This window comes from Marivita sp. (assembly GCF_020055675.1).
In the GTDB taxonomy this organism is placed as follows: domain Bacteria; phylum Pseudomonadota; class Alphaproteobacteria; order Rhodobacterales; family Rhodobacteraceae; genus Marivita.
This window is the reverse complement of the sequence record NZ_JAIPUS010000010.1, coordinates 83,541-109,900: the sequence shown is the minus strand read 5'-3', so window position 1 is coordinate 109,900 and position 26,360 is coordinate 83,541. Positions and strand designations below refer to the sequence as shown.

At 61.6% G+C, this 26,360-nt stretch carries 26 protein-coding genes; 8 read left to right on the top strand and 18 right to left on the bottom strand.

What is annotated here, in order from left to right; translation table 11 throughout:
* The 4 genes from LCF59_RS17785 to leuS all read right to left on the bottom strand — a co-directional run.
* Positions 1-123: 2Fe-2S iron-sulfur cluster-binding protein (locus tag LCF59_RS17785; protein WP_367273373.1), on the bottom strand; the 123-nt coding region annotated here is incomplete at its 3' end.
* Between the two features lie 308 nt (positions 124-431).
* Positions 432-1,457, bottom strand: coding sequence for a DNA polymerase III subunit delta (holA, locus tag LCF59_RS09205; RefSeq protein WP_292287168.1), 1,026 nt, complete (start codon positions 1,455-1,457; stop codon positions 432-434).
* Positions 1,454-1,948: an LPS assembly lipoprotein LptE gene (lptE, locus tag LCF59_RS09200; RefSeq protein ID WP_292287167.1), complete on the bottom strand. Its 495-nt coding sequence runs from the start codon at positions 1,946-1,948 to the stop codon at positions 1,454-1,456. The genes holA and lptE overlap by 4 nt, the downstream gene beginning before the upstream one ends.
* On the bottom strand, positions 1,935-4,517 hold the full coding sequence (leuS, locus tag LCF59_RS09195; RefSeq protein ID WP_292287166.1) for a leucine--tRNA ligase: 2,583 nt from the start codon (positions 4,515-4,517) through the stop codon (positions 1,935-1,937). Before leuS ends, lptE begins: the two co-directional genes overlap by 14 nt.
* Positions 4,518-4,691: 174 nt before the next feature.
* Here leuS and LCF59_RS09190 point away from each other — a divergent pair, with 174 nt between their 5' ends.
* Positions 4,692-5,954, top strand: coding sequence for a glycosyltransferase family 4 protein (locus LCF59_RS09190; RefSeq protein WP_292287165.1), 1,263 nt, complete (start codon positions 4,692-4,694; stop codon positions 5,952-5,954).
* Positions 5,955-6,082: 128 nt separating this feature from the next.
* Here the strand turns inward: LCF59_RS09190 and LCF59_RS09185 are convergent, their stop codons facing one another.
* The gene (locus tag LCF59_RS09185; protein WP_292287171.1) at positions 6,083-6,466 is read right to left on the bottom strand and encodes a DUF3576 domain-containing protein; all 384 of its coding nucleotides are present in this window, start codon (positions 6,464-6,466) and stop codon (positions 6,083-6,085) included.
* A 401-nt stretch (positions 6,467-6,867) separates the two neighbouring features.
* Between LCF59_RS09185 and LCF59_RS09180 the strand changes: the two genes are divergently transcribed.
* The 3 genes from LCF59_RS09180 to LCF59_RS09170 all read left to right on the top strand — a co-directional run bounded on the left by LCF59_RS09180 (position 6,868) and on the right by LCF59_RS09170 (position 10,015).
* Entirely contained in the window at positions 6,868-7,797 is a 930-nt protein-coding gene (locus LCF59_RS09180) for a porin (RefSeq protein ID WP_292287164.1), read from the top strand.
* 98 nt (positions 7,798-7,895) lie between these two features.
* Positions 7,896-9,365, top strand: coding sequence for a tetratricopeptide repeat-containing sulfotransferase family protein (locus LCF59_RS09175; RefSeq protein ID WP_292287163.1), 1,470 nt, complete (start codon positions 7,896-7,898; stop codon positions 9,363-9,365).
* Positions 9,356-10,015 carry a YggS family pyridoxal phosphate-dependent enzyme gene (locus LCF59_RS09170; protein WP_292287162.1) on the top strand — a complete coding sequence of 220 codons (660 nt, stop codon included), beginning with the start codon at positions 9,356-9,358 and terminating at the stop codon, positions 10,013-10,015. Before LCF59_RS09175 ends, LCF59_RS09170 begins: the two co-directional genes overlap by 10 nt.
* 146 nt (positions 10,016-10,161) lie before the next feature.
* On the opposite strand, the gene LCF59_RS09165 is transcribed toward LCF59_RS09170, so the two are convergent.
* The 5 genes from LCF59_RS09165 to LCF59_RS09145 form a co-directional block, all read right to left on the bottom strand.
* The gene (locus tag LCF59_RS09165; RefSeq protein WP_292287161.1) at positions 10,162-10,734 is read right to left on the bottom strand and encodes a F0F1 ATP synthase subunit B; all 573 of its coding nucleotides are present in this window, start codon (positions 10,732-10,734) and stop codon (positions 10,162-10,164) included.
* Positions 10,731-11,276: a F0F1 ATP synthase subunit B' gene (locus LCF59_RS09160; protein WP_292287160.1), complete on the bottom strand. Its 546-nt coding sequence runs from the start codon at positions 11,274-11,276 to the stop codon at positions 10,731-10,733. The genes LCF59_RS09165 and LCF59_RS09160 overlap by 4 nt, the downstream gene beginning before the upstream one ends.
* An 85-nt stretch (positions 11,277-11,361) precedes the next feature.
* Positions 11,362-11,586: a F0F1 ATP synthase subunit C gene (locus LCF59_RS09155; protein ID WP_292287159.1), complete on the bottom strand. Its 225-nt coding sequence runs from the start codon at positions 11,584-11,586 to the stop codon at positions 11,362-11,364.
* Positions 11,587-11,646: 60 nt separating this feature from the next.
* The gene (locus LCF59_RS09150) at positions 11,647-12,396 is read right to left on the bottom strand and encodes a F0F1 ATP synthase subunit A (RefSeq protein ID WP_292287158.1); all 750 of its coding nucleotides are present in this window, start codon (positions 12,394-12,396) and stop codon (positions 11,647-11,649) included.
* Positions 12,380-12,727 carry an AtpZ/AtpI family protein gene (locus LCF59_RS09145; RefSeq protein WP_292287157.1) on the bottom strand — a complete coding sequence of 116 codons (348 nt, stop codon included), beginning with the start codon at positions 12,725-12,727 and terminating at the stop codon, positions 12,380-12,382. The genes LCF59_RS09150 and LCF59_RS09145 overlap by 17 nt, the downstream gene beginning before the upstream one ends.
* Before the next feature lie 230 nt (positions 12,728-12,957).
* On the opposite strand from LCF59_RS09145, the gene LCF59_RS09140 reads away from it, so the two are divergent.
* Positions 12,958-13,290 carry a metalloregulator ArsR/SmtB family transcription factor gene (locus tag LCF59_RS09140; RefSeq protein ID WP_292287156.1) on the top strand — a complete coding sequence of 111 codons (333 nt, stop codon included), beginning with the start codon at positions 12,958-12,960 and terminating at the stop codon, positions 13,288-13,290.
* 48 nt (positions 13,291-13,338) lie between these two features.
* Here LCF59_RS09140 and LCF59_RS09135 read toward each other — a convergent pair whose 3' ends face one another.
* The 8 genes from LCF59_RS09135 to LCF59_RS09100 all read right to left on the bottom strand — a co-directional run bounded on the left by LCF59_RS09135 (position 13,339) and on the right by LCF59_RS09100 (position 22,095).
* Complete coding sequence (locus tag LCF59_RS09135) at positions 13,339-15,351, bottom strand: M3 family metallopeptidase (protein ID WP_292287155.1); 2,013 nt, start codon at positions 15,349-15,351, stop codon at positions 13,339-13,341.
* Positions 15,352-15,608: 257 nt separating this feature from the next.
* Positions 15,609-15,959, bottom strand: coding sequence for an H-type lectin domain-containing protein (locus LCF59_RS09130; protein ID WP_292287154.1), 351 nt, complete (start codon positions 15,957-15,959; stop codon positions 15,609-15,611).
* 106 nt (positions 15,960-16,065) lie between these two features.
* Positions 16,066-16,500: a F0F1 ATP synthase subunit epsilon gene (locus tag LCF59_RS09125; protein WP_292287153.1), complete on the bottom strand. Its 435-nt coding sequence runs from the start codon at positions 16,498-16,500 to the stop codon at positions 16,066-16,068.
* Between the two features lie 63 nt (positions 16,501-16,563).
* Positions 16,564-17,988, bottom strand: coding sequence for a F0F1 ATP synthase subunit beta (gene atpD, locus LCF59_RS09120; protein ID WP_292287152.1), 1,425 nt, complete (start codon positions 17,986-17,988; stop codon positions 16,564-16,566).
* Positions 17,989-18,004: 16 nt separating this feature from the next.
* Positions 18,005-18,883, bottom strand: coding sequence for a F0F1 ATP synthase subunit gamma (locus tag LCF59_RS09115; RefSeq protein ID WP_292287151.1), 879 nt, complete (start codon positions 18,881-18,883; stop codon positions 18,005-18,007).
* A 12-nt stretch (positions 18,884-18,895) separates the two neighbouring features.
* Positions 18,896-20,434 (bottom strand): F0F1 ATP synthase subunit alpha, encoded by a 1,539-nt coding sequence (atpA, locus tag LCF59_RS09110; RefSeq protein WP_292287150.1) that lies wholly within the window; start codon positions 20,432-20,434, stop codon positions 18,896-18,898.
* Complete coding sequence (locus LCF59_RS09105; RefSeq protein WP_292287149.1) at positions 20,435-21,001, bottom strand: F0F1 ATP synthase subunit delta; 567 nt, start codon at positions 20,999-21,001, stop codon at positions 20,435-20,437.
* Positions 21,002-21,231: 230 nt separating this feature from the next.
* Positions 21,232-22,095 carry a methyltransferase domain-containing protein gene (locus LCF59_RS09100; RefSeq protein ID WP_292287148.1) on the bottom strand — a complete coding sequence of 288 codons (864 nt, stop codon included), beginning with the start codon at positions 22,093-22,095 and terminating at the stop codon, positions 21,232-21,234.
* A 62-nt stretch (positions 22,096-22,157) separates the two neighbouring features.
* Here LCF59_RS09100 and gloB point away from each other — a divergent pair, with 62 nt between their 5' ends.
* The 3 genes from gloB (at position 22,158) to LCF59_RS09085 (ending at position 26,358) form a co-directional block, all read left to right on the top strand.
* Positions 22,158-22,925, top strand: a complete 768-nt coding sequence (gloB, locus tag LCF59_RS09095) for a hydroxyacylglutathione hydrolase (RefSeq protein ID WP_292287147.1) — start codon at positions 22,158-22,160, stop codon at positions 22,923-22,925.
* Between the two features lie 158 nt (positions 22,926-23,083).
* Entirely contained in the window at positions 23,084-25,408 is a 2,325-nt protein-coding gene (gene clpA / locus LCF59_RS09090) for an ATP-dependent Clp protease ATP-binding subunit ClpA (protein WP_292287146.1), read from the top strand.
* 101 nt (positions 25,409-25,509) lie between these two features.
* The gene (locus LCF59_RS09085) at positions 25,510-26,358 is read left to right on the top strand and encodes a M23 family metallopeptidase (protein WP_292287145.1); all 849 of its coding nucleotides are present in this window, start codon (positions 25,510-25,512) and stop codon (positions 26,356-26,358) included.
* Positions 26,359-26,360: the final 2 nt, after the last annotated feature.

The window sequence follows — 26,360 nt, the reverse complement described above, 5'->3', positions numbered from 1 at the left end:
TGCGGGCTTGTGGCAGAGATGCGGAATCACCAGGCCCCGCCCGTGCGCCACCTCCCAGATCGTCTCTCCGGCGCGGGCCTCAACTTCGGTTCCGTCCAACGTGAATCGGATCGTGTCAGTCATTGCGCTCTCCCTTGTCGCCGGTAGTCTAACCCGATCCGGGGGCGGCTGTGGATCAACAATCCCGACACCTTGGCGCAGATTTGCGGCTGACCGGTTTCCAATACGAACAATTCTCTCCTGCGAGAGCGCGGCAAGCCCTTTCGAAAGGGCTTGGACAATCGCGTTCGAACGCGATTTCCAACACGGTTTCGAAACCGTGTTTCAAAGGGCTTTCGAAAGCCCTTGCGCTCACGTCACCCGGCGCGTCCCGAACGCCCGCGCTTCGCTCCACGTCAGACCGCCAGCTTTGGACGGCCGCCCGGTCCGTGCTACCGGCGCCCCAGCATCGCCAACCGGATGAAGGCACGTTCCACGATGGCCAGTGCCGGCCCGTGCTGTCCGGCAGAACGCAACGACAGATCGGTTGCCAGCAGCATCTGCAATGCCTGCTCCAGCCGATACATGCCCCAGCCCTGCGCCTGGCGCGACATCCGGTCCCGGCGCGGACCAAAGACCGGCGGGCGCAAGCGCCCCATGCCTTGCCCAACGCCACCGGGGTCGGACGCCGCCGTATGCAGCGCCCGGAAATGCCGCACCGCCATGATGAGCAGCGTCACCGCAGCGGTGCCCTGTGCCTCCAGCCGCGCCATGACCGGGCCGATCTCGCCGGTGCGCCCCTCGGCGACGATGTTCAGGACATCATCCAGGTCCGCCTCCGTCGATCCCGGCGCGCAGAGTGTCACCTCATCGGGGGCAAGCGGCGTGTCATCTGCAAGCTTGTAAAGCGCGATCTTCTCCAGCGTTTGGCGAAAATCTCCCGGATCCAGCTCTCGCGACAGCGAGGTCAGCAATTCCATTGCCGCCCCGTCCGGCCGCAGCAACCCGGCCCGCGTCAGCTCCGCCTCGATCTCCGCACGGCTGGGCGGATCGTTGTAAAGCGCGGCCGCATAGGCATTGGAATGCCCTTCGAACAGCTTGCGCAGCGCCGACTTGGCGGGCAACTGCCCCGCCGTCACCACGATCTGCGCATCCCCGGGCTGCCAGTCCTCGACCGCGGCGGCCACCGCCTTGGCCACGGAATCGCTGGCCTCCTCGACAAAGGCCACGCGCGGGCCGGGAAAGAACCCCACCGCCTTGATTGCATCGCCCAGCAAGGCGGGCTCCTTGCGCAAATCGGCTGCCGGTATCCGCGTCAGCCGCATTTCGCCCTCCCCCTCGGGTCCGATCAGCGCCGCGATCACCTCTTGCCGCTTGAGCGCCACGCGCATCGCATCTTCGCCATGGATCAGCAGGCCGCATTTTCCCGGATCGGGCCGGGCGAAATAGCCGGATGCCTCGCGCGGGGACAGCTTCATGTCGGCAAACCTTCGGCCGCGATCACCAGTCTCTCCGCGATCTGGTCGGCGAGGATCACCATCAGCCGCGCTTTCGCATCCCTCTCGGCCACCAAGGTCGCCACGGTCGATCCCGTGGCAGAAAACCCGGTGAAATTTGTCACCTTGCCTTGGCGCACAACCGTATCGCCTGTGGTGTCCCTCAACGCGTAACGCGCGTCGCCTGTCAGTCTGAACCGGTTCGTGGTCCCCGCGACCGACGTGGCCAATCCCTGCCGCTGGATCGACGGGGTCACATCCAGCACATAGCGCCCCGCATCGTTGCGGCCGAACCGGTCCTCCAATCGCTGCGCAATCGCAAAGCCGTCCTGCCGCTTCGGCGCGGTCACCCTGAGATTGTCGACAAGAGCCGACGCGCCGCCATCCGGACCATAGGCGGGCCTGAACCCGCAGGCCGCGCCGGCAAACAGCGCCGACAGCGCGAAAAGCGTCTGGCGTCTATGCAACCACATTCACGATCCGACCCGGCACGACGATCACCTTCCTGGGGCTCGCGCCATCCAGCGCGCGTGTCACACCATCGGTTGCCAGCGCCAGCTTTTCAACCTCGGCCTTGTCCATGTCCTTGGGCACGCTGATCTCGTCGCGCCGCTTGCCGTTGACCTGTACGGGCAGCGTGATCGTATCCTCGACCAGCATCGCCTCTTCGGCCACCGGCCAGGGCGCCTTCGCGACAAGCCCCTCGCCCCCCAGAAGCGCCCAGATTTCCTCGGCCAAATGCGGGGTCATCGGCGACATCAGCTGTGCCAGCGCTTTGGCGGCCTGCCGCTTGGCGTCGGAGCCGGCCTTCGATTTCGCCAGCGTATTGGTAAAGCCATAGAGCTTGGCAATCGAGGCGTTGAAGCCAAAGCTCTCGATCCCACCGGTCACGTCATGGATCGCCTTGTGCATCTCGCGCAGCAGGGCGTCGTCCTCTGCTGTCGGGGCCTCTTCGGCCCCGGCCACCTCCGCCGCGATGCGGTAGACCCGGCCAAGGTGCTTTGCCGCCGCCTCGGCGCCAGAGGCCGTCCATTCCACATCGCGTTCGGGCGGGCTGTCGGACAGCACGAACCAGCGCGCCGTGTCGGCGCCGTATTGCTGGATGATCGCAACTGGATCGACCACGTTGTTCTTGGACTTTGACATCTTGGCCGAGGGAATGATCTGCACCTCGGTGCCGTCCTTCAGAAACCCCTTGCCGTCGCGCAGGTCCACATCCTCCGGGTAGTGATAGACCGGACGGCCATCGGCGCCCTTGGTCTGGTAGATCGCATGTGTCACCATCCCCTGCGTAAACAGCGCGTTGAACGGCTCCTTGCATTTCTCGGGCAGATGCCCGGTGACGTGCATCGCGCGCGCAAAGAAGCGCGAATAGAGCAGGTGCAGGATCGCGTGTTCGATGCCGCCGATATACTGGTCGACATTCATCCAGTAGGCCGCATCGTCCAGATTGGTCGGCGTATCCGCGCGCGGTGCTGTGAAGCGGGCGAAATACCACGACGAATCGACAAAGGTGTCCATCGTGTCGGTCTCACGTGTGGCGGGCTGGCCACAGGTCGGGCAGGCGCAATCGCGCCAGGTCGGGTGCCGGTCAAGCGGGTTGCCCGGAACGCTGAAATCAATCGCCGTGCCATCCTCGTCATAGGGCAGCGCGATCGGCAGGTTCTCTTTCTTCTCGGGCACCACGCCGCAGGCATCGCAATGCACCACCGGGATCGGGCACCCCCAGTAGCGTTGACGCGACAGCCCCCAGTCGCGCAGTCGAAACTTGGTCACACCGTGGCCGACGCCGTTCTGCTCGCAAAAGTCGATCGCGGCGTCGATCGCGGCCGCGCCGGTCTGTTCGGTCTCGCCGGCAAAGCCGCGGACATAAATCACCGTCTCGGTCTTGGGCGGCACATAGGCCGGGCCGCCATCTTCGGGCAACGTGTGTCCTTCATCCTCGGACGAGGCAAAGGTCGACACCACCGGCAGGTCGTATTTGCGGGCAAATTCAAGGTCGCGCGGATCATGCGCGGGGCAGCCGAAAATCGCGCCTGTGCCGTAATCCATCAGGATGAAATTCGCGACATAGACCGGCAATTCCCATGCCGTGTCAAATGGATGCCGCACCCGCAGCCCGGTGTCGAAGCCGCGCTTCTCGGCCTTCTCCAGCGCCTCTTCCGTGGTCCCGCCCTTGCGGCAGTCGGCATTGAAGGCGGCCAGGTCCGGGTTGTCCTGCTCCAGATGCCGGGCCAGCGGATGATCCGGCGAAATGCCGACAAAGGATGCCCCCATCAGCGTATCGGGCCGCGTGGTATACACCTCGATCCGGTCATGTCCCTCTGGCGCGTCAATCGTCGAGAACGCGAACTGAAGCCCGCGTGACTTGCCGATCCAGTTGGCCTGCATCAGCTTGACCTTGGCGGGCCAGTCATCCAGCCCGTCGAGCGCATCCAGCAGCTCTTCCGACATATCGCTGATCTTGAAGAACCACTGCGTCAGCTCGCGGCGCTCCACCTCGGCCCCCGACCGCCAGCCCTTGCCGTCGATCACCTGTTCATTCGCCAGAACCGTCATGTCGACCGGATCCCAGTTCACCACCGCGTTCTTGCGGTAGACCAGCCCGGCTTCGAGGAAATCGAGGAACAGCGCCTGCTGCTGGCCGTAATATTCCGGGTCGCAGGTCGCGAACATGCGCGACCAGTCAAGGCCAAAGCCCAGCGGCTTCATCTGGCTGACCATCGTGTCGATGTTGGAATAGGTCCAGTCCTTGGGGTGCCCGCCCGACGCCATAGCAGCGTTTTCGGCAGGCATACCGAAGGCGTCGAACCCCATCGGGTGCAGCACGTTGTGCCCGGTCGCCAGCTTGTAGCGCGCGATCACGTCACCCATCGTGTAGTTGCGCACATGGCCGATATGAATCCGCCCCGACGGATACGGGAACATCTCGAGCACGTAATATTTCGGCTTGTCCTCCGACCGCACGGCGCGGAACGTCTGCTGGTCTTCCCAGGCGGCCTGCCATTTGGGCTCGATGGCAGAGGGATCATAACGCGACATGGGCCTGTCCTTGTGATGGTCTGTCTGTGGTCTGCGGCGTGTTTCAGCGCGTGATAGGACGATGCCGCGAGATCGTCCAGTCCCGCCCCGGCCCCAAGACGGTGCCCTTGCCATTGTGATGCCGTTTTTTTGAGGTCATACCGTAGCAAACACCCGCAACAGTCCCCCGGCGCGATGAAGATACTGCTGATCCACCAGAATTTCCCAGGCCAGTTCAAACATCTTGGACCGGCGCTGGCCGCCCGCGGCGATCAGGTTGTCGTGCTGACCCCGAAGGTCAAGGAACCCGCCAAGTGGCGTGGCATCAGCATTCTGCCCTATACGATCAAGGGGGCGTCCTCCCGCGATATTCATCCATGGCTTGCGGATTTCGAAACCAAGCTGCTGCGCGGCACCGGCTGCCATGATGCCGCCCTCGCCCTGCGCGAGCAGGGGTACAATCCGGATGTCATTGTCGCGCATCATGGATGGGGCGAGAGCCTGTTCCTGAAAGACGTCTGGCCGGACGCGCGGCTGGGTCTGTATTGCGAATTATACCACCGCGCGAGCGGCACCGAGACAGGCTTTGACCCGGAATTTCCGAGCAAGACCCCGGATCGCGACGCCCTGCGCCTGCGGATGAAAAACATCAACAATCGCCTGCATGCCGAGGTGATGGATGCCGGTCTCAGCCCGACGCAATACCAGGCGGGCACCTACCCGGACGCGTATCGCGACCGCATCACCGTTTGCCACGACGGTGTCGATACCGACCGAATCACCGCCAACCCGAATGCCGCGCTGGACTTGCCGGATGGCCGGACCGTCACGCCCGAAGACGAGGTTGTGACCTTCGTGAACCGCAACCTCGAACCCTATCGCGGCTATCACATTTTCCTGCGCGCCCTGCCAGACCTGCTGCGCCGCAGACCCGGCGCACAGGTTGTCCTGCTCGGCGGGGATGAAACCAGCTACGGCGCGAAACCACCGGATGGCAAAAGCTGGAAACAGATTTTCATTGACGAGGTCCGCCCACAGATGCCCGACACCGACTGGGCGCGCGTGCATTTCCTGGGCCGCGTGCCCTACGAGACGTTCCTGTCGGTCCTTCAGGTCAGCCGCGTCCATGTTTACCTGACCTATCCCTTCGTTCTGTCCTGGTCACTGCTCGAAGCGATGTCCGCCGAATGTGCCATCATCGCCTCGGATACAGCGCCAGTGCGCGAAGCGATCATCGACGGCCAGACCGGCGTGATGGTGGATTTCTTCGACGGCGCGGCATTGGTCGATGAAACCTGCGCCCTGCTCGATTCGCCGGCGCGGCGTGCGCAGCTTGGCGCCAATGCCCGCAAATTCGCCCAGGACAGCTATGATCTGACCCGCATCTGCCTGCCGCGCCAATTGCAATGGGTCGACGATCTGGCCCGCACGGCCCCGGTGCGACACCCTTCGGACTGAACCGCCGACCCATGCCGGCAGACGCCTGCCACCCTGTTGGTGTCACCAAGAAGCGGACCGGCCCGAAGGTGTCGGGCAGGACGTCTTCCGGATTCTCGGGCCCCACCGCAGGGCCTGTAAAACTGGTGTCAGAACCGGCTGTCCCGCTGCCGCAATTGGCGCGCCCGCGTCAGGATCGCATCCTCGACCGCGCGCACCGTGGCGCCGCTTGCGGGACCAGACCGCGTCATGATCGCGAGGTTCAACGACCGCGCGTCCAGCGCCGGATCATTGACAAGGATCGTCGCACGATAGGCGCGTCCGCCGCCCGGTGGCCTGCCGTAACCTGTTGTGATCACGCCGGTAAACGGATCGACCGACTCCACTGGCAGGAAATCCAGCGTCTCCAGCGACGCATTCCAGATATACTTGTTGACGGCGCCGACCTGCCCCGCGTCATCGCGATTGCGGAAGAAGTCAAAGATCGAGGACCGCGCCCCGCCGGGACGGCGTTCGTCGATGATCTCATCCATGATCTCGTCGGCCGGGCGCGTCTCGACGGGTTCGCGGTCCGACGACCCGCCAAATATCCCGCACCCTGTCAGCAAAAAAGCCACCAGGGCGACCCCGACTCCGGTCCTGATACGTCTAAGGTCCATGGGTTTCTGCCCTCGATTGCCTGTTTGCCTGCGGCTGTGCATACAAGCCGACACCAAACACGACAAGCCGAACTTGGTCAAAGGCCATGAGGCCGTGTTCTTTCCAGGGCGAAAGGCCCGGCCAAAGCTTGTGGCAAATGAGCATCACAGGAGTCGAAGTTGGAAAACGCGGCGCGCCTTGGCTTGCAAACACATCCCCCCAAAGAGCATAGAGTTTGCAGCTAATCCGGACCATCCGGTTTGGTACGTGCCTTACGAACACATGAGGGAAAAACATGAAAACTCTTCTTCTTGCTTCCACCGCGCTGGTTGCAACTGCAGGCATTGCCGCAGCCGAAGTCAGCCTCTCGGGCTATGCAGAAATCGGTGTTGCCGGTGGCGATAACATCGAAGACCAGTTCCACACAGACATCGACGTCACGTTCTCCATGACCGGTGAATCCGATGGTGGCCTGGCGTTTGGTGCCTCCATCGACCTGGATGAAACCGCCAGCGGCAACGCGTTCAACCCGTCCACACAGGGTGGCGAAACATACTTCCTGTCCTACGGCGGCCTGCGCCTGGACATGGGCGATACCGATGGTGCGCTCGACGCTGTCATGCAGGAAGTCAACCTCGCCGGAGCTTCCCTGGGTGACGACGAAACCATCCACGCCGGTTTCAACGCGAACTCCGGCCTCGACGGAACGTTTGACGGCCAGATCGCACGCGCGTCCTACGCGGTTGACGCATTCGCCGGTCACTTCTCGGTCGAAATGGACGACAGCGGCACCCTCGACCCGGTCTACGGTCTGGGTGCGCGCTACTCCGGCGATCTGGCCGGCCTGACGCTCGGCGTTGGCCTTGGCTACCAGACTCAGGAGGATGTTGCTGACCTCATCGGCCTGAGCCTCGACACCACCTTTGCCAACGGCGTGTCCGCCGGCATTAACTACACCACGGCAGACATCGACGGCGTATCCGACGATGGCACGCACATGGCAATCGGCGTCGGATACACCATGAACGCATTGGCCATTGGTGTGAACTACGGTGAGTACGAAGACTGGGCGCTGAGCAACACACCCGACAGCTCGGGCTTTGGTCTGGCGGCGACATACGACCTCGGTGGCGGTCTTGCCGGTCACCTGGGCTATGGCAACAGCGATGATGGAAACGACAACGAGAGCGACACCTACACGCTGGGTCTGTCGATGAGCTTCTGATAGCTTTTGACCAGATTGCTTGAGGAAAGAGCGGGCATTGCGCCCGCTCTTTTCTTTTGCGCCGGGGCCAAGTAGCAAAGCCGTCAAAAGAGGCGGATATGAACACCGGCACACCCCAACAGATCAAGGCAGAGTATACCCGCGCCTTGCAGCTTGCCAAATCCGGCAATCTGCGCGACGCCGCTGCGCGTCTGGATGCCCTTTCCCTCAAACACCCCCAGACACCCGAATTCCCGTTCCAGCGCGCCCGGATCGCCGCCCAGATGGGGGATGTCGCCACGTGGTGCCGTACCATCGAAAGGGCCTACGCCCTGCGCCCGACAGAACCCGCGATCCTCGACGAGGCGATCGCAGCGCATCGCGGCGCTGGCAACACCGACCGCGTGCTCGATCTCTTTGACGCCAGGATCGCACTGGATCGGTCCGCCATCGCTCCGCAAGCCGACAAGGCGCTCTACCTGCAACAGATCGGCCAATTCGACGCCTCGGAAAAACTGTTCCGCCGCCTGCTCAAGAAGCACCCGAACGAGGCCGAACTGTACCGCATGTTCGCCGCCACGATTCGCTTCAAACCGGCGGACCCGCTGATCGGGGCAATGCGTCGGCTGGCCAGACATCCAAAGCTGTCGGCACAGGGCCGCATGCATATCCATTACGCGCTCGCCAAGGCGATGGAAGATACCCGGCAAAGCGACAAGGTGTTCCCCCACCTGCACCGCGCCAATGCCGAACAGGCCGCGCTCTGGCCCGATGACATCGCCGCGCGCCGGGACGAATGGCGCGGGGTGGTCGACGCCCAAGCCGGTCTTGTCCCGGTCTCCGAAAGCGCTGGCACCCAGCCGGGCCTGATCTTTGTCACCGGCCTGCCCCGCTCGGGCACCACCCTTGCCGAACAGATCATCGCCAGCCATTCACACGCCCATGCAGGCGGCGAAATGGCAACCGCCCTGCGGACCGCCTACACCAGCTTCGGCGCGGGGGCCGAGATGAAAACCCTCGCAGGCCTGCCACAGACCGAGCTGGCCCGGTTCGCCAAGCGGCTGGAGCAGCAGAATCGGGGGCGCGCACAAAGCGACGCGGCATGGCTGACCGACAAATCCATCATGGTCTTTCTGATCTACGGTCTCTTGCACGCCACGCTGCCCAACGCGCGCTTCATCGTGGTGCATCGCGATCCGCGCGACATCGCCCTGTCGATTTACAAGAACCACTTCCGTGGCGGCACGCATCGCTATGCCAATGATTTCGCGACGATCGCCGACACGATCAAAGCCTTCCGCCGGATCATCGCCCATTGGCGCGACACGCTGCCGGACCGCTTCACGGAAATCCGCTACGAAGACCTCGTGTCGGACCCGGACACGCAGTCCCGTGCATTGATCTCGGCCGCCGGTCTTGATTGGGAAGACCAATGCCTCAGCTTCCATGAAAACACGGGCACCGTGAAAACCCTGAGCCTGCATCAGGTCCGCCAGCCGATCTACCAAAGCTCTGCCGCCGCATGGCGCCGCTACGAAAGCGCGCTGCAACCTTTCTTTGACGCATGGGGAGACACACCATGGGATTGACCGATATCACCACCCGCATCGAACAGGCCGCACGGGACGCGGACCGTGATCCATCCGGCATTACCCTGATCGCCGTTTCCAAAGTGCAACCGAACGCCCGCGTCGCCGCCGTTCTCGACGAAGGCCACCGCGCATTCGGCGAAAACCGCGTGCAAGAGGCCGCCGGCAAATGGCCCGACTTCCGCGAAAGCTATGACGGCATCGACCTGCACCTCATCGGCCCCCTGCAAAGCAACAAGACCCGCCAGGCGTTCGAACTATTCGATGCGATCCACACGCTGGATCGACCGAAGCTCGCCAAGACGTTTGCCCGCCTCGCACAGGAGATGGGGCAGTGCCCACCGCTTTTCGTCCAGGTAAACACCGGCGAGGAACCGCAAAAGGCCGGGATCGCCCCCGATGATACCGACGCCTTCCTCAAGGACTGCAAGGCCCTCGACCTGCCGGTGCAGGGTCTCATGTGCATCCCCCCGGTCGACGAAACCCCGTCGCTGCATTTTGCCCTGCTCCGCAAGCTGGCCGACCGCAACGGGCTGTCTGGGCTTTCGATGGGCATGAGTGACGATTTCGAACAGGCCATCGCCTTTGGTGCCACGCATATCCGCGTCGGATCGGCCCTCTTCGGCGCGCGGGTTCCAGAGCCGGATTGACCGGGTCTGGCAGATCAATCGTCTGAAGGTCCACGCAAGCCGCCCAAGCGGCCCCGGATTCGGGCTTTGCGTATCTGGCCTGCCGCACAACGAAAAAGCCCCGGCGTGAACCGGGGCCCTTGAACTCCAGACAGACAGGCTGCGCGTCAGTGGAGTTTCTTGCCCACTTCGGAAATCGCGTCGTCGATGCTCTTGGTCGCATCCTTGGCTGTCATCTGCTTGGCCACGACGTCACGCGCCGCGTGGACCGCGACCGCGATTGCCCGGTCCCGAACCTCTTTCACCGCGTTGGTGCGGGCCGATTCGATCTGGTCCTCTGCTGCGGCCATACGCCGGGCAATGGATTTTTCCAGGTCCTTGCGCGCCTGCTCACCGGCGAGGGTGGCCTCTTCCTTGGCATGCGCGATGATCCGATCCGCCTGTTCCTGAACGTCGCGCTGCTGACGCTCGTAAGAGGCCAAAAGCGCCTGCGCCTCTTCGCGCAGCGCCTTGGCTTCGTCCAGTTCGCTGCGGATACCGTCGGCGCGCTTGTCCAGCATGCCCACAAGCAACGTCGGCACCTTGTAATAGATCAGGATGCCGATGAAGACGAGGAAGCCAAGCGTCACGACAAAATCGGTGTTGCCCAACGAGAAGAAGGGCTTGTCCCCGGCAGCAAAGGCCGGGCTGGCCAGCATGGTCGCGGCGGCACTCAATGTGATACGTTGCATGTCGCTCACCCTTTCAACTGCGCGTCGACCGCGGCAGAAATCGTGACATCATCCGCTTGCCCACCCAGCGCGGCAACGATGCTTCCCGCCGTATCCTTGGCAACCGCTTCGACGCTCTCCACGGCTGAGGCGCGAATTTCGGAAATTGCTTTCTCGGACTCAGCGGATTTCGCGGCGATCTCGGCATCCGCCTTGGCGATAGCCTTGTCGAGTTCGGCCTGCATCTCGGCCTTGTTCTTTGCAATGATGTCCTGCGCCTGAGCACGGGCATCCGACAGTGCCTTGTTATAGGCCTCTTCCGCCTCGGCCGCCTTCGTCTTGAGGTCTTCCGCCGCCGCGATGTCGTTGGTGATTGCGCCTTGTCGTTCCGCCAGAACGGTTGCGATGCGCGGCAAGGCAACTCGGGACAAGACGAGATAAATCGCGATCAACGCGATCAGAAGCCAGAAAATCTGGTTCGGCATCCAGTCGGCGCAGAGCTGCGGCATGCCGATGGCGCTGCCATCCGGACCCACACATGCGCTGGCTGTACCAGTGGTTTCGGTTGCCATGTCGTCCTCCGTCGGAACCTGTCGTTACATCGGGCGGGCTGCGTCATCGCAGCACCGCCCGCGCGTAAGGATACTCGTCCGAAGCTTAAACGGCGAACATCAGCAGCAGCGACACGAGGAACGCGAAAATCCCCAGCGCTTCTGCAAACGCGATACCGATAAAGAGCGTGGCCGTCTGCGATGCAGCAGCGGACGGGTTGCGCAGGGCGCCCGAGAGGTAGTTGCCGGCCACGTTGCCCACCCCGATTGCGGCTGCGCCGGAACCGATTGCTGCCAGGCCTGCGCCGATGTGTGCGAGATCGCCTTCCATGTGAATTCTCCTTACGATTGGAAGTTGAAGCATAGGGTGCGTGGTGTCACGCACCGTGTTTTAGTGTGACGGGTGCAGCGCGTCCTTGAGATACACGCAGGTCAGGATCGTGAACACATAGGCCTGGATAAAGCCCACGAGCACTTCGAGAGCAAAGATCGCGGTAATGCCGAGGATCGACAAGGGCGCGACGGCCGTGATCGCGGCAAAGCCCGCGAACACCTTGAGAACCGCGTGGCCCGCCATGATGTTGCCTGCAAGACGAATGGAGTGGCTCACAGGGCGCACGAAATAGGAAATCAGCTCGATGATCGCGAGGATCGGGCGCAGGGCCAGGGGCGCGCTCGCCACCCAGAACAACCCCAGGAATCCGGCGCCGTTCTTGACGAACCCCAGAACGGTCACCGCGATGAAGACGCCGAAGCCCAGAACAGCCGTGACGGCGATATGCGATGTCGGCGAAAACGAGGTCGGGATCAGCGCGAGGAAGTTGGAAAACACGATGAACATGAACAGCGTGAAGATGTAGGGGAAATACTTGACCGCATCCTTGCCGGTCACGTCCTCGACCATCTTGTAGATGAAACCATAGGCCAATTCGGCCACGGATTGAATTCGCGACGGCACCGTGGCGCGCTTGGACGTGCCCAGCACCATCAGCGCGATCACGCAAACAACTGCCAGCAAAAGCCACAACGCCATGTTGGTAAAGGTAAACATACCCACCGCACCGTCGCCGAACACCGGCTTGACGATGAACTGGTCCATCGGGTGAAATACCAGCCCGCCGCCTTCAGCTTCCGTCGCCATGTCGATCCCTCTCGTCCTCTCCGGCCATCTCGGCCAGTTTTTGTCCCTGAAGCTCCTTGGCGGTCCGGATCATCACGTTGATCCCCGCCGCAAAGCCCAGCAATGCAAACAGCACCATCAACCAGGGCCGCGTTCCAAGAAGCGCATCAAGCCCGTATCCGACGCCGAATCCGATCCCGAGACCGGATACCAATTCAATCACCATGCGCCACGCATGTTGCGCCTGGCTGTAGTGTTCCTCTTGGTGCGGCTTGTCCTTTTCGACCCCCTTGGCCGCCGCAATCCGCGCTTCCAGCTCTTTCAGCCGTTGCTTCGGATCGCTTTCAGACACGTCATCGCCCCCTTCGGAACCTTGCGCATGTGCTACGGCGCGGCATGGCCCGAGTCAAGCGCTCATGACCCACTGGGATCATTCCGTTATACCTCTGATATAAAACAGTTTTCACGAAAACACGGCGCAGCGGACCGATGCCGCGCAGCCGTCCAGCCCGCACCGCGGCACCAAGGCGCATATTAAACTTTCTGGTTGAGTTTATCCGACCCTGTCGTCTACTGCGCTGCATGACCCCGACACTGGACATCGTCTTCGCCGCCCTGGCCGATCCGACGCGCCGTCAGATACTGACGATGCTGCTTGAAGACGATATGGCCGTCACCGACGTGGCGCACCCTTTCGACATGTCGTTGACCGCGATTTCCAAACATCTGGCGATCCTGTCCAACGCCGGCCTCATCAGCCAGGAAAAACGCGGCCGGGTGAAATGGTGCAAACTGGAACCCGACGCGCTGCGCGATGTCAGCATCTGGATGCAGGCCTTCGGCCAATTCGAAGCCATCAACCTCGATGCCTTCGAACGCTTCCTGCAAACCGAAAAGCTGACCTCCGAAGACTGAGCCGATCCGTTTGGGACGGGCCGGCAACCGGCAAGGCACAGACCTTGGTCAGGCCACCAGCCCGCGCCCCTTGAGCAGCGCCTCAACCCCGGGCATCCGTCCGCGGAACCTGGTGTAAAGCACGTCTGCCTCCTCGGATCCGCCGGCCGACAAGATGAACCGTTCCAGCTTTTCGGCCATCTGCGGATCAAACGCGCCGCCCGCCTCCTCGAACGCTTCGAACGCGTCCGCATCCATCACCTCGGACCACATATAGCTGTAATAGCCCGAGGAATAGCCGTCTCCGGTGAAGACATGCGCAAAATGCGGCGTCGCGTGCCGCATCACGATCGCCTCCGGCATCCCTAGATCGGCAAGCACCCGCGCTTGCTCTGCCATCGGGTCGTCGGGCGGGTCCCCTTCGTGAAAACTCAGGTCCACCAGCGCCGACGCGACATATTCCACCGTCTGGAACCCCATGTCATAGCTCGCGGCGGCAAGAACCTTGTCCAGCATCTCTTTCGGCATCGGGTCGCCGGTCTCGGCATGGGTCGCGAACTCCTGCAAGACCTCCGGCACTTCCAGCCAATGTTCGAACAACTGGCTTGGCAGCTCGACAAAGTCGCGCGCCACCGAGGTGCCGGAAATCATGTCATAGGTCACATCCGACAACATCTGGTGCAACGCATGGCCGAACTCGTGAAACAGCGTTCGCGCATCGTCATAAGACAAGAGCGCTGGGTCGCCCTTGGCGAAATTGCAGATATTCACCACGATCGGCCCCTGCACATCGGGAAACCGGCGCTGCGACCGAAAGGCCGAACACCATGCGCCCGACCGTTTCGACGCCCGTGCGAAATAATCCCCGATGAACACCGCCACATGCGCACCGTTGCGCGTTACCTCCCAGGCGCGCGCGTCGGGATGGTAGAGCGGCACATCAAGCGGACGAAATTGCAGCCCGAACAAGCGGTTTGCACAGGCAAACGCCGCTTCGATCATGCGGTCGAGTTGCAGATAGGGCTTCACCTCTGCCTCGTTCAAAGAGAACTCGTCCCGCCGCCGCGCTTCGGAATAGTAACGCCAGTCCCACGGCTTCAACGGCCCGTTGATGCCATCCGCGCGCATCCGCTCTTCGAGCAATGCCGCATCTTCCAGCGCCCGCGCCTTCGCAGGCTCCCACACTCCCATCAACAAAGACCGCACCGCCTCGGGCGTTTTCGCCATCTCTGTCTCAAGCTTGTAGGACGCGAAATCGGCATACCCGAGCAACTGCGCGCGGTCCTGTCGCAGGGCAAGAACCTCTGCGGCAATCTCGCGATTGTCCGTCTCGCCGCCATTGGCCCCGCGCGCCACCCAGGCGCGCCAGGCCTCTTCGCGCAAGGCCCGGTTCGGGCAAAATTGCAGGAACGGCACGATCACCGACCGCGACAGCGTCAGGACCGGTCCGTCGCTCCCACGCTCGCGTCCCGCCCCATTAAGCGCATCGACGACAAACTCCGGTAGCCCGGTCAAGTCTTCATCCGAAAGCACACGCTGCCACCCGCGCTCATCCGCCAGAAGGTTCTGCCCGAACTGCGTGCCAAGCATGGCCAACCGCCCCTTGATCTCCGTCATCCGCGCCGCCGCATCTCCGGTCAGCGCGGCACCCGCGCGCAGGAATCCGCGATGGGTGAGCATCAGCACCCGCGCCTGTTCCGGCGTCAGGTCCAGCGCATCACGCGCCAGCCACACTTGCTCGATCCGGGAAAACAGGGCTTGATTGCCGTAGATCGCCGCCGCATGCGCCGCCAGTTTCGGCGAAAACTCTCGCATGACCTCTTCGCGTGTGTCGGTGCTGTCGGCCCCGGCAAGATTGTAGAACACTCCCAAAACGCGGTCCAGCGAGGCGCCGGTGGCCATCAGGCCCTCGATCGTGTTCTCGAAACTCGGCGGCTCCGGGTTATTGGCGACCGCCTCGACCTCGGCCAGATCCTGCGCCATCGCAGCCTCGATCGCGGGGGCAAAATCTGTGTCGTCCACGCGATCAAACGGCGGCAGGCCAAATGACGTGTCCCAGGTCTCAAGCAGCGGATTGGTCATCGAAAACTCCAGCAGTTGTTCCTTGGAAACCTAGGCGCGACGCAGGCCGACAACAATGCCTCAATTTCGGCGGATCATTCATCGATCCTGCCGCCGGGCCATGCTGGGCCATGTCAGGATTGGATCGGGGTCAGCATCCTTCGAGGGAACCGCGCGACGCGCGGGATTATGCCCCAAAAGGTTAATCAATCGTAAAACTGTCTCTGCAAGTCTTTGAAATCCCTGGGGTGAGGAGGCGTCTCACGCATGGGACAAAATCAGGAGACGTCCCAGTCATCCTCGCTCGAAACTGTTCCGACCGCGATCCAGGAAATCCGAACCCGCGCCACCCGCGTGTCCAGCCAGGTCCGAAAGACCGCGTCGAAACCGGCCTCGCTCACATTCTCCGAAGTCAGATCCGCCCGTACATTATGAGCGCTGTCCATGTCCCAGAGGGTCAGCGATACATGCACCATCGGCGGCGCTGCGAAGGGCTGGCCAAAGCGTACCCAGCTGCGCCGCATCCGCGATCCCGCGCCGGTCCACATCTCGCCACCTTCCTCGAAATCCGAGAAAAGATCGACCGATCCCTGATCAATTCCAACACGCGCGTTGTTGACGATCTGCATGCCAGCCTCCCGATCCGTCCATGATTTCCATAGGTCTGCACGCCACGTCCAACAAAAAAGCCCCGCTGCAAAGCGAGGCTTTCCTTGGTTCAACCAGATCCGGGTGTCACAGGGCGGGTTGCTTGGGCGACAGCCCGATATGCGAGCCAACGGCCACCATGTCGGACAACAGCTTCGCCGCGTCATCGACTGGACCCGGCTCGTTCTTGAACGTTTCCTTGGTCTTCTTGTAGGTCTCGTGCGCCTCGTCAACCATCGCTTCATAGGCCGCCTGGTCCATGTCCGCGCGCGGCACGGCCCGCTCGGCCAGGACCGACAGGCCCTCGCCAATTTCCGCGAAACCGCCCGTGACAACGAATTCCTCGGTGCCTTTCTCGGTCTCGACCGTCAGGATGCCAGGCCGCAGTGTCGTGATCAGCGGCGCATGGTTCGGCATCGCTGTCATGTCACCATCCGCGCCAGGAATCTGAACCGACTTGACCTGATCGGACATCAGGCTGCGTTCGGGACTGACCAGATCGAATTGCATGGTCTCTGCCATGAGGGATCTCCTTTTGGGTCTCGTCCCCGCGACCTCGGCCGCGAGAACGCATGAGCGCCCGTGTTAGGCCGCGTCGGCTGCCATTTTCTCGGCCTTGGCTTTCACGTCCTCGATGCCACCAACCATGTAGAACGCCCCTTCGGGCAGGTGGTCGTACTCGCCGGCCACAACCGCCTTGAACGATGCGATCGTGTCCTCGAGCGGCACCTGGATCCCGTCGGAGCCGGTGAAAACCTTTGCCACGTCGAACGGCTGCGACAGGAAGCGCTGAATCTTGCGGGCACGGGCCACCGTCAGCTTGTCCTCTTCGGACAGTTCATCCATCCCCAGAATGGCGATGATATCCTGAAGTGACTTGTAGCGCTGCAAGATCCCCTGAACGTCACGCGCCACCTGGTAATGGTCTTCACCCACGATCTGCGGGTCCATCAGGCGCGAGTTGGAATCGAGCGGGTCAACAGCGGGGTAAATCCCGAGCTCCGAAATCGCACGGTTGAGAACCGTTGTCGCGTCGAGGTGCGCAAAGGTTGTCGCAGGTGCCGGGTCCGTGAGGTCGTCCGCGGGCACGTAGACGGCCTGGATCGAGGTGATCGAGCCCGATTTCGTCGAGGTGATCCGCTCCTGCATCTGGCCCATGTCGGTCGCGAGCGTCGGCTGATAGCCAACAGCCGAGGGAATACGGCCAAGAAGCGCCGACACCTCGGAGCCCGCCTGCGTGAAGCGGAAGATGTTGTCGACGAAGAACAGAACGTCTGTCCCGGACGCGTCGCGGAACTGTTCGGCCAGGGTCAGGCCGGTCAGCGCGACGCGGGCACGTGCGCCCGGAGGCTCATTCATCTGGCCGTAGACCAGCGCCACTTGGCTTTCCGCCAGGTTGTCCGGCTTGATCACGTTGGATTCGATCATCTCGTGATAAAGGTCGTTGCCCTCGCGGGTCCGCTCCCCAACACCGGCAAACACCGAGTACCCGGAGTGCACTTTGGCGATGTTGTTGATCAATTCCATGATCAGAACGGTCTTGCCCACGCCGGCGCCGCCGAAGAGACCGATCTTACCGCCCTTGGAATAGGGTGCCAGCAGGTCGATCACCTTGATTCCGGTGACGAGGATTTCCGATTCGGTTGACTGTTCCGCGAATTCGGGGGCCGGCGCGTGGATCGGACGGCGTTCGTCGGAATTGACCGGACCGCCTTCGTCCACCGGCTCGCCGACGACGTTCATAATGCGGCCGAGAGTGGCATCGCCCACCGGGACCGAGATCGGACCGTCCGAGTCCACGACTTCCTGACCGCGCACCAAGCCTTCGGTGGCATCCATCGCGATGGTGCGGACAGTGTTTTCGCCAAGGTGCTGCGCCACTTCCAGAACCAGCGTCTTGCCGTTGTTGTCAGTGGTCAGCGCGTTCAGGATTGCCGGCAAGTGATCGCCGAACTGAACGTCCACGACGGCACCGATCACCTGGGTGATTTTGCCTTTTTCGTTTGCCATGTTTCGTCTCCGGTTCTTAGAGCGCCTCAGCGCCCGAGATAATTTCGATCAGTTCGTTGGTAATCACGGCCTGACGCGAACGGTTGTATTCAATGGTGAGCTGGTCAATCATATCGCCCGCGTTCCGCGTGGCATTGTCCATCGCACTCATCCGGGCCCCCTGCTCGGATGCCCCGTTTTCCAGAAGCGCCGCAAAAATCTGTGTTGCGACACCGCGGGGCAAAAGATCGGCAAGGATCGATTCCTCGTCCGGTTCGTAATCGTAAAGCGTGCTCGACCCGCCCTCTTCCTCGGGGGCGTCGAACGCTGCCGGGATGATTTGCTGAGCTTTGGGCGTCTGGCTGACGACATTGACGAATTCGGCGTAGAAGATCGTCGCAACGTCGAATTCTTCGGCGTCAAAGCGCGCAAGCACATCCTTGGCGATGCCCTGGGCATCTGCATAGCCAATACGCTTGACGTCCGTCAGATCGATATGGCCGACGAAATGATCGCCGTAATCCCGCTTCATGGCATCGCGGCCTTTCTTGCCGACGGTCAGGACCTTGACGGTCTTGCCCTGCCCGACCAGATCGGCGGCTTTCTGCTTGGCCAGCTTGGCGATGTTGGCGTTGAAACCGCCACACAGCCCGCGCTCTGCCGTCATGACTACCAGAAGATGGACATCTTCCTTGCCCGTTCCACGCAGCAATTTCGGCGCGGTATCGCTGTCGCCAACGCTGGCGGCCAACGACCCCATCACGGCGTTGAACCGTTCCGTGTAAGGACGCGCCATTTCAGCCGCGTCCTGTGCCCGCCGCAATTTTGCGGCGGCCACCATTTGCATGGCCTTGGTGATCTTGCGGGTCGATTTGACCGACGAGATCCTGTTTTTCAGGTCCTTGAGATTGGGCATTGCCGCGTCTCCTTACGAAAAGTCGGCGGCGTATTCGTCGATAGCAGCCTTGAGCTTGTCGGCGGCATCACCCTTGATCTTCGGATCCTCTTTGGTGATCCAGTCAAGAATATCCTCGCGCTTGCCACGCATGTGGCTGAGCAAGCCCTGTTCGAAGTCCTTGACCCGATCGATCGGCAACTTGTCGAGATATCCGTTCGTCCCTGCAAAAATGACACACACGATTTCCGCGTTGGTCAGCGGCGAATACTGCGGCTGCTTCATCAACTCGGTCAGGCGCGCGCCACGATTCAGCAACTGCTGTGTCGACGCGTCGAGGTCGGAGCCGAACTGCGCAAATGCAGCCATCTCGCGATACTGCGCGAGTGACAGCTTCACCGGGCCGGCAACCGAGGACATCGCCTTGGTCTGGGCCGAGGAGCCGACGCGCGACACCGACAGGCCGGTGTTCACGGCCGGGCGGACACCCTGGTAAAAGAGTTCGGTTTCGAGGAATATCTGACCGTCGGTGATCGAGATCACATTTGTCGGGATAAAGGCCGACACGTCACCGCCTTGCGTTTCGATGATAGGCAGTGCGGTCAGCGACCCTGCCCCGTTATCCTCGTTCAGCTTGGCCGAACGCTCCAGAAGACGCGAGTGGAGGTAGAAAACGTCGCCCGGATAGGCTTCGCGGCCGGGCGGGCGGCGCAGAAGCAGAGACATCTGGCGATACGCAACGGCCTGTTTGGACAGGTCATCGTAGACGATCAGCGCGTGGCGACCATTGTCGCGGAAATATTCCGCCATGGAGGTCGCCGCATAGGGCGCAAGGAACTGCATCGGCGCGGGGTCGGACGCGGTTGCAGCGACAACAATCGAATATTCGATCGCGCCGCTCTCCTCGAGCTTTTTGACCAATTGCGCCACTGTGGAGCGCTTCTGGCCAATCGCGACGTATACGCAATAGAGCTTCTTGGTTTCGTCGTCGCCGGCGACATCGTTGTAGGACTTCTGATTGAGGATCGCGTCCAGGGCCACGGCGGTCTTGCCTGTCTGACGGTCGCCAATGATCAACTCTCGCTGGCCCCGGCCAATCGGGATCATGGAGTCGACCGCCTTGAGGCCGGTTGCCATCGGCTCGTGCACCGATTTGCGCGGGATGATGCCGGGGGCCTTGACGTCGGCAACGGCGCGGCCCTTGGATTTGATCGGACCCTTGCCGTCAATCGGGTTTCCCAGACCGTCGACAACGCGGCCCAGAAGCCCATCACCGACGGGCACATCCACGATCGAGTTCGTGCGCTTGACGGTGTCGCCTTCCTTGATGTCCCGGTCAGAGCCGAAAATCACGATGCCGACATTGTCGGCTTCGAGGTTCAGCGCCATGCCGCGGATGCCACCCGGGAATTCGACCATTTCACCCGCCTGGATGTTATCAAGGCCGTAAACGCGCGCAATGCCGTCACCGACGGACAGGACGCGGCCCACCTCGGTGACTTCGGCGTCCTGCCCGAAGTTCTTGATCTGCTCCTTTAGGATCGCAGAAATTTCGGCTGCTTGGATACCCATTTATCCGACCTCTTTCATAGCATTTTGCAGGGAGTTGAGCTTGGAGCGGACCGACGTGTCGATCATTTTCGAGCCCACTTTAACGATAAGTCCACCGATGAGCGTGTCATCAACGGTCGCATTGATCTTGACGTCCTTGCCAACCTTTGTCTTCAGCGTGCTGGCAAGCTCTTTCGACTGTTTGTCGGTCAGTTTGACGGCGGAAACGACATCCGCGGTCACCTCCCCCTTTTCCTCGGCGATCAGATCGCGCAGGCGATTGATCATCTGCGGGAGGACAAAAAGGCGACGCTTGGACGCCATCAGCGACAGCACGTTCTGCAGCGTCTTGGTCAGGCCCATCTTGGCCGCCACGGCGCCGATTGCGTCCGCTTGCTCGTCGCGGCTGTACACCGGTGACTGGATCAGGTCGGTCAGTTCCGGACTGCTGGATAGCGCGGCTGACAGATCATCGAGATCGGCTTCGAGCTTGTCGAGCTCTTTACCCTCGTTGGCGAGATCGAAAACCGCCATGGCATAACGATCCGCTATGCCCGAGGAAATGGATGCTGTTTCAGACACGTCCACCCTTCCGCTATTCTGTCTCCGATCCCCCGGAGTCCCGGTGGTCAGAGGCGTTTTCAGTTTGGTAAATGCCGCGAGGCATAGAAATCAGCGCGGATGTAGCAGAGGTGCTCCAAGCCCGCAACACGGTAAGGTGATTTTGGACCTGCCTCCGTCCCCCATGTTTACAAGGGCTTACCACAAGGTGCGACCGATTGCGCGCAAGAAAGTTTCATCTTTCGCCTTGAACGCGGTTATTTCCGGCGATTCCTGTTGGTGCACCCCGCGTCATCCGGGCCTGTATCAGACCGCGCCGACACGTATCTGTCGCATCGGTCGTCACATGCCCGGGCGGCGGCTTTGCCCTGCACGCGTGCGCGCACCGGCTTGCCCGATGGTTTCGGCACCAGGTTGCCGAGCGGATTGAGAACCCGGCTTTCCACCTTGGTTCCGCGCGGCGTTGTGCTTGCCTTTGTCGCTTCGACCATCAGGACGCCACCGGCCACGATCGCCGAAACATTGCGCCCCATCTGTTCCCAGAACCGTCCCGTCTTCATCCAGAAGCGTCGCGTGGATGGGGGTTGGTAGAGAACCGCCTTGTGCCGTTGCGGCGCAAAGTTGTGCGCTTTCAACTGTGCTTCGAGCTGCCCCATCGAATACGGGCGCCCGAAGCCGAAGGGTGTCGCATCCGACCGCGCCCAAAGCCCGGAACGGTTGGGCACGATAATCAGCACCTTGCCCCCCGGCCCCAGCACGCGCCAGATTTCCTCGAGCAGCGCAGAGGGCCGTTCCGACGTCTCCAGCCCATGCATGACCACCAGCTTGTCGAAGCGTCCGGTCTCGATGGGCCAGAGCGTTTCCTCGCTCAGGACGGACACATTGGGCAGCCCCGCCGGCCAAGGCATCACCCCTTGCTGCGCCGGCATGAGGCCGATCACGCGACGGGCGTCCGGCAGGTACGGGCGCAACAACGGCACGGCAAAGCCAAAGCCACCGACACATTGCTGTTTCGCTTCGGGCCAGAATGCGAGAACCTGATCGCGCACGACACGTTGTGCCACGCGGCCAAGCGCACTGCGATAGTAGAAGTTGTGCAGCCGCTGGACATCGAGATGCATTTGGGCCTCCACGTTATTTGGGCTACGTAAACCAGAGTGTAACCACGACAGAAAGAAACGCCATGCCTCTTGAACTCGTCACCCTTCCCGCACTGTCCGACAATTACGTATTCCTCGTGCACGACAGTGAAAGTGGTGACACAGCCTGTGTTGATGTTCCTGACGCGGGACCGGTCCTGGACGCATTGAAAGCGCGGAACTGGTCGCTGACCGACATCTGGCTGACCCACCACCATCATGACCATATCGGCGGGGTGGACGATCTGTTGGGGCACTATGATGCAAAAGTCACGGGCGCGCGCGCCGACAGGCACCGCTTGCCCCGATTGAACCGCGAGGTCGCCGAAGGCGATGCGTTCGATTTCGGGGGCGAGCAGGTCGGCATACTGGATGTGTCCGGACACACAGAGGGGCATATCGCCTTTATCCTGGACGCGTCGCGCTATGCCTTTACCGGCGACAGCCTTATGGCCCTTGGATGCGGGCGCCTGTTCGAAGGTACGCCTGCCCAGATGTGGGAGAGCCTGCAAAAGCTGGCCGAGCTGGATCCGGAAACGCTCATTTGTTCGGGTCACGAATACACCCGGAACAATGGACGCTTTGCCCTGACTGTCGATCCCGACAACGATGCCTTGAAAGACCGCATGGACCGCATAGATATCATGCGAGGCAACGACGAACCGACGGTTCCCAGCAAACTCTCCGAGGAAGTGGCGACAAACCCGTTCCTGCGCGCCACGGACCCCGCCATTCAGGCGCACCTCGATATGACCGGGTCAGACCCGGTCGACGTGTTTGCCGAAATTCGGGCCCGCAAAGACCGGTACTGAGGCAAAATCACATGAACTTGTGCGCAATCCGCCAATTGTGTCGTGTCAAGCCGAAGAAAAAACTTGAAGCTTTGTCTGCAACGACCAAACTTTAAGAAGAAGATCACAGTTGTTCCGTACCCTGCGGCGCAAAGCAAAGACAGAAGGAGCACTCATCCGTGCCTTCATTTTCGAACACTCTTGAGCAGGCAATCCACTCGGCGCTGGCTCTGGCCAACTCCCGATCACACGAATTCGCCACGCTGGAACATTTGCTGCTGGCGCTGGTCGATGAACCCGATGCGGTGCGTGTGATGAAAGCATGCTCCGTTGATACCGAGGAACTCCGCACCACGCTGGTCGATTACATCGACGATGATTTGTCAAATCTGGTGACAGACATCGAAGGCTCCGAAGCGGTGCCAACAGCCGCGTTCCAGCGCGTGATTCAGCGGGCCGCGATTCATGTCCAAAGCTCGGGACGTTCCGAAGTCACCGGGGCAAACGTGCTGGTCGCGATCTTTGCGGAACGCGAAAGCAATGCCGCCTATTTCCTGCAAGATCAGGACATGACCCGCTATGACGCGGTCAATTTCATTGCGCATGGCGTGGCAAAGAACCCGGCCTACGGAGAAAGCCGCCCTGTTACCGGCGCGTCGGAACCCGAGGAAGAAGCACAGGCCCAGGAGCCGCAAGGCGAACAAAAGGAATCGGCGCTGGCAAAATACTGCGTCGATCTGAACGCGAAATCGCGCGAAGGCGATATCGACCCCCTGATCGGTCGCAGCTCCGAAGTGGAACGCTGCATCCAGGTGCTTTGCCGCCGTCGCAAGAACAACCCGCTTTTGGTGGGGGACCCCGGGGTTGGCAAAACGGCCATTGCCGAAGGTCTCGCACGCAAGATCGTCGCCGGCGAAACACCCGAAGTTCTGCGGAACGCGACAATCTATTCGCTCGATATGGGTGCGCTTCTGGCGGGCACACGGTATCGCGGTGATTTCGAGGAACGGCTCAAAGCGGTTGTGACCGAGCTGGAAGAACACCCCGACGCGGTGCTGTTCATTGACGAGATTCACACCGTGATCGGCGCCGGGGCGACCTCTGGCGGCGCGATGGATGCGTCCAACCTGCTGAAACCTGCCCTGCAGGGCGGCAAGCTCCGGACAATGGGATCCACGACCTACAAGGAGTTCCGTCAACATTTCGAAAAGGACCGCGCGCTGAGCCGCCGTTTCCAGAAAATCGATGTGAACGAACCCACGGTCGAGGACGCGGTCAAGATCCTCAAGGGTCTCAAGCCCTATTTCGAAAAGCACCACAGCGTGAAATATACCGCTGACGCGATCAAGTCGGCCGTGGAGCTTTCAGCCCGGTACATCAACGACCGCAAGCTGCCCGACAAGGCCATCGACGTGATCGACGAAGCAGGGGCCGCGCAGCATTTGGTTGCCGAATCGAAACGCCGCAAATCGCTGGGCGCAAAAGAGATCGAGGCGGTTGTCGCCAAGATCGCACGCATCCCACCCAAGAACGTCTCCAAGGACGATGCAGAGGTGCTCAAGGATCTGGAAGGCAGCCTCAAGCGCGTGGTCTTCGGGCAGGATGCCGCGATCGGCGCGTTGTCCTCCGCGATCAAACTGGCCCGTGCCGGTCTGCGTGAGCCTGAAAAGCCCATCGGCAACTATCTCTTTGCCGGGCCCACGGGCGTTGGCAAAACCGAAGTGGCCAAGCAATTGGCGGACACGCTCGGTGTAGAGCTGCTGCGCTTCGACATGTCGGAATACATGGAAAAGCACGCCGTCAGCCGCCTGATCGGGGCTCCCCCGGGCTATGTCGGGTTCGACCAGGGCGGGCAGCTCACAGATGGGGTCGATCAACACCCGCATTGTGTGCTTCTGCTCGACGAGATCGAAAAGGCGCACCCGGATGTCTACAACATCCTGCTGCAGGTGATGGATCACGGGTCGCTCACAGATCACAACGGGCGCACGATCAGCTTCAGGAACGTGATCCTGATCATGACATCAAACGCCGGTGCCACGGAACAAGCGAAGGCGGCCATCGGCTTTGCGCGCGACCGTCGCGAGGGCGAGGATACGGCGGCCATCGAACGCACGTTCACGCCGGAGTTCCGCAACCGCCTGGACGCGGTGATTTCCTTCGGACCGCTTCCGAAATCCGTGATCCTGCGTGTGGTCGAAAAGTTCGTGCTGCAACTCGAGGCGCAGCTGATGGACCGCAACGTGACCATAGAGCTGACGAAACCGGCCGCGGAATGGCTTGCCGAAAAGGGCTACGACGACAAGATGGGCGCACGCCCCCTCGGTCGCGTGATTCAGGAAGAGATCAAGAAACCGCTGGCCGAGGAGCTCCTGTTCGGCCAACTTGCCAAGGGCGGTGTCGTCAAGGTGTCCGTCAAGGATGGCAAGCTCACGCTTGATCTTTCCGGCCCGGAAGACCCGCGGCTGTCCAGCAAGAAGCCCCCGCTTCTGACGGCCGAGTGATCCGGACGGTTTTTGCAATACTTCTCGCGTCTGCCACACAGTCTGTGGCGGACGTCTCTTTTCTGGGACCGCCGATCGAGTGCGTCTTGGGTGAGACCTGCGTGATCGAGAACTACCCCGATGTGGCCCAGAGCGAAGACATCGCTGATTACCGATGCGGCCAAAAGACAAGTGATGGCCATAGCGGCACGGATTTCGCTCTTCTCGGCTTTGACCAGATGAACAAGGGCGTGCGCGTGATCGCGGCCGCTGACGGCCGTGTTCAGGCCATCCGCAACACACGGCCCGATCAACCATATGTCCCCGGCACCGATTTGAACGGCCAAGAATGCGGCAACGCAGTGCGGATCGACCATGGCAACGGCTACCAGTCGGTTTACTGCCACATGAAACTCGGCTCCGTGCGTGTGACCCCGGGTCAGCGTGTTTTGCGCGGGCAGTTTCTGGGCGAAGTCGGGCTAAGCGGGCTTACCAACTATCCGCATCTGCACCTGACAGTCACGCAAGGCACAGAGGTCGTGGATCCCTTTGCCCCGAAACAGGACAACGCGTGCAGCACCCCGCTGCAGACACTCTGGAGTGACACGCCGAAATATACGGATGCGGGGCTGTTCACCGTCGGTATTTCGGACGCCGTTCCGGACCTTATCGACGTGAAAAGCGGCGATGCTCGCCGGGCCGCCCTGACACCCAGAGATGCGATGGTGCTCTATGCCCACGCCTTTCACGGCAACAAATACGACCAGATCGCCTTCACCCTGACCGGCCCCGAGGGAATGATTTTCGAACACAGCGCGCGGCTCGGCGATGATCAGGCCGAGCTGATGCGGGCCTATGGGCGACGCGCGCCAGATCTGGGATGGCCCAAGGGCGATTACCGGGGTTATGCCCGCATGATACGAGGCGACAGGATCATTGCCGTGCGCCACGCCGACGTGTCGGTGCAATAGCG

Bases quoted from the DNA above. Each gene is read 5' to 3' on its own strand.
- holA (WP_292287168.1), bottom strand. From the start codon at position 1,457: ATGAAGCTGTCCCCGCGCGAGGCATCCGGCTATTTCGCCCGGCCCGAT.
- lptE (WP_292287167.1), bottom strand. From the start codon at position 1,948: ATGTGGTTGCATAGACGCCAGACGCTTTTCGCGCTGTCGGCGCTGTTT.
- leuS (WP_292287166.1), bottom strand. From the start codon at position 4,517: ATGTCGCGTTATGATCCCTCTGCCATCGAGCCCAAATGGCAGGCCGCC.
- LCF59_RS09190 (WP_292287165.1), top strand. From the start codon at position 4,692: ATGAAGATACTGCTGATCCACCAGAATTTCCCAGGCCAGTTCAAACAT.
- LCF59_RS09185 (WP_292287171.1), bottom strand. From the start codon at position 6,466: ATGGATGAGATCATCGACGAACGCCGTCCCGGCGGGGCGCGGTCCTCG.
- LCF59_RS09180 (WP_292287164.1), top strand. From the start codon at position 6,868: ATGAAAACTCTTCTTCTTGCTTCCACCGCGCTGGTTGCAACTGCAGGC.
- LCF59_RS09175 (WP_292287163.1), top strand. From the start codon at position 7,896: ATGAACACCGGCACACCCCAACAGATCAAGGCAGAGTATACCCGCGCC.
- LCF59_RS09170 (WP_292287162.1), top strand. From the start codon at position 9,356: ATGGGATTGACCGATATCACCACCCGCATCGAACAGGCCGCACGGGAC.
- LCF59_RS09160 (WP_292287160.1), bottom strand. From the start codon at position 11,276: ATGGCAACCGAAACCACTGGTACAGCCAGCGCATGTGTGGGTCCGGAT.
- LCF59_RS09155 (WP_292287159.1), bottom strand. From the start codon at position 11,586: ATGGAAGGCGATCTCGCACACATCGGCGCAGGCCTGGCAGCAATCGGT.
- LCF59_RS09150 (WP_292287158.1), bottom strand. From the start codon at position 12,396: ATGGCGACGGAAGCTGAAGGCGGCGGGCTGGTATTTCACCCGATGGAC.
- LCF59_RS09140 (WP_292287156.1), top strand. From the start codon at position 12,958: ATGACCCCGACACTGGACATCGTCTTCGCCGCCCTGGCCGATCCGACG.
- LCF59_RS09135 (WP_292287155.1), bottom strand. From the start codon at position 15,351: ATGACCAATCCGCTGCTTGAGACCTGGGACACGTCATTTGGCCTGCCG.
- LCF59_RS09130 (WP_292287154.1), bottom strand. From the start codon at position 15,959: ATGCAGATCGTCAACAACGCGCGTGTTGGAATTGATCAGGGATCGGTC.
- LCF59_RS09125 (WP_292287153.1), bottom strand. From the start codon at position 16,500: ATGGCAGAGACCATGCAATTCGATCTGGTCAGTCCCGAACGCAGCCTG.
- atpD (WP_292287152.1), bottom strand. From the start codon at position 17,988: ATGGCAAACGAAAAAGGCAAAATCACCCAGGTGATCGGTGCCGTCGTG.
- LCF59_RS09115 (WP_292287151.1), bottom strand. From the start codon at position 18,883: ATGCCCAATCTCAAGGACCTGAAAAACAGGATCTCGTCGGTCAAATCG.
- atpA (WP_292287150.1), bottom strand. From the start codon at position 20,434: ATGGGTATCCAAGCAGCCGAAATTTCTGCGATCCTAAAGGAGCAGATC.
- LCF59_RS09100 (WP_292287148.1), bottom strand. From the start codon at position 22,095: ATGCATCTCGATGTCCAGCGGCTGCACAACTTCTACTATCGCAGTGCG.
- gloB (WP_292287147.1), top strand. From the start codon at position 22,158: ATGCCTCTTGAACTCGTCACCCTTCCCGCACTGTCCGACAATTACGTA.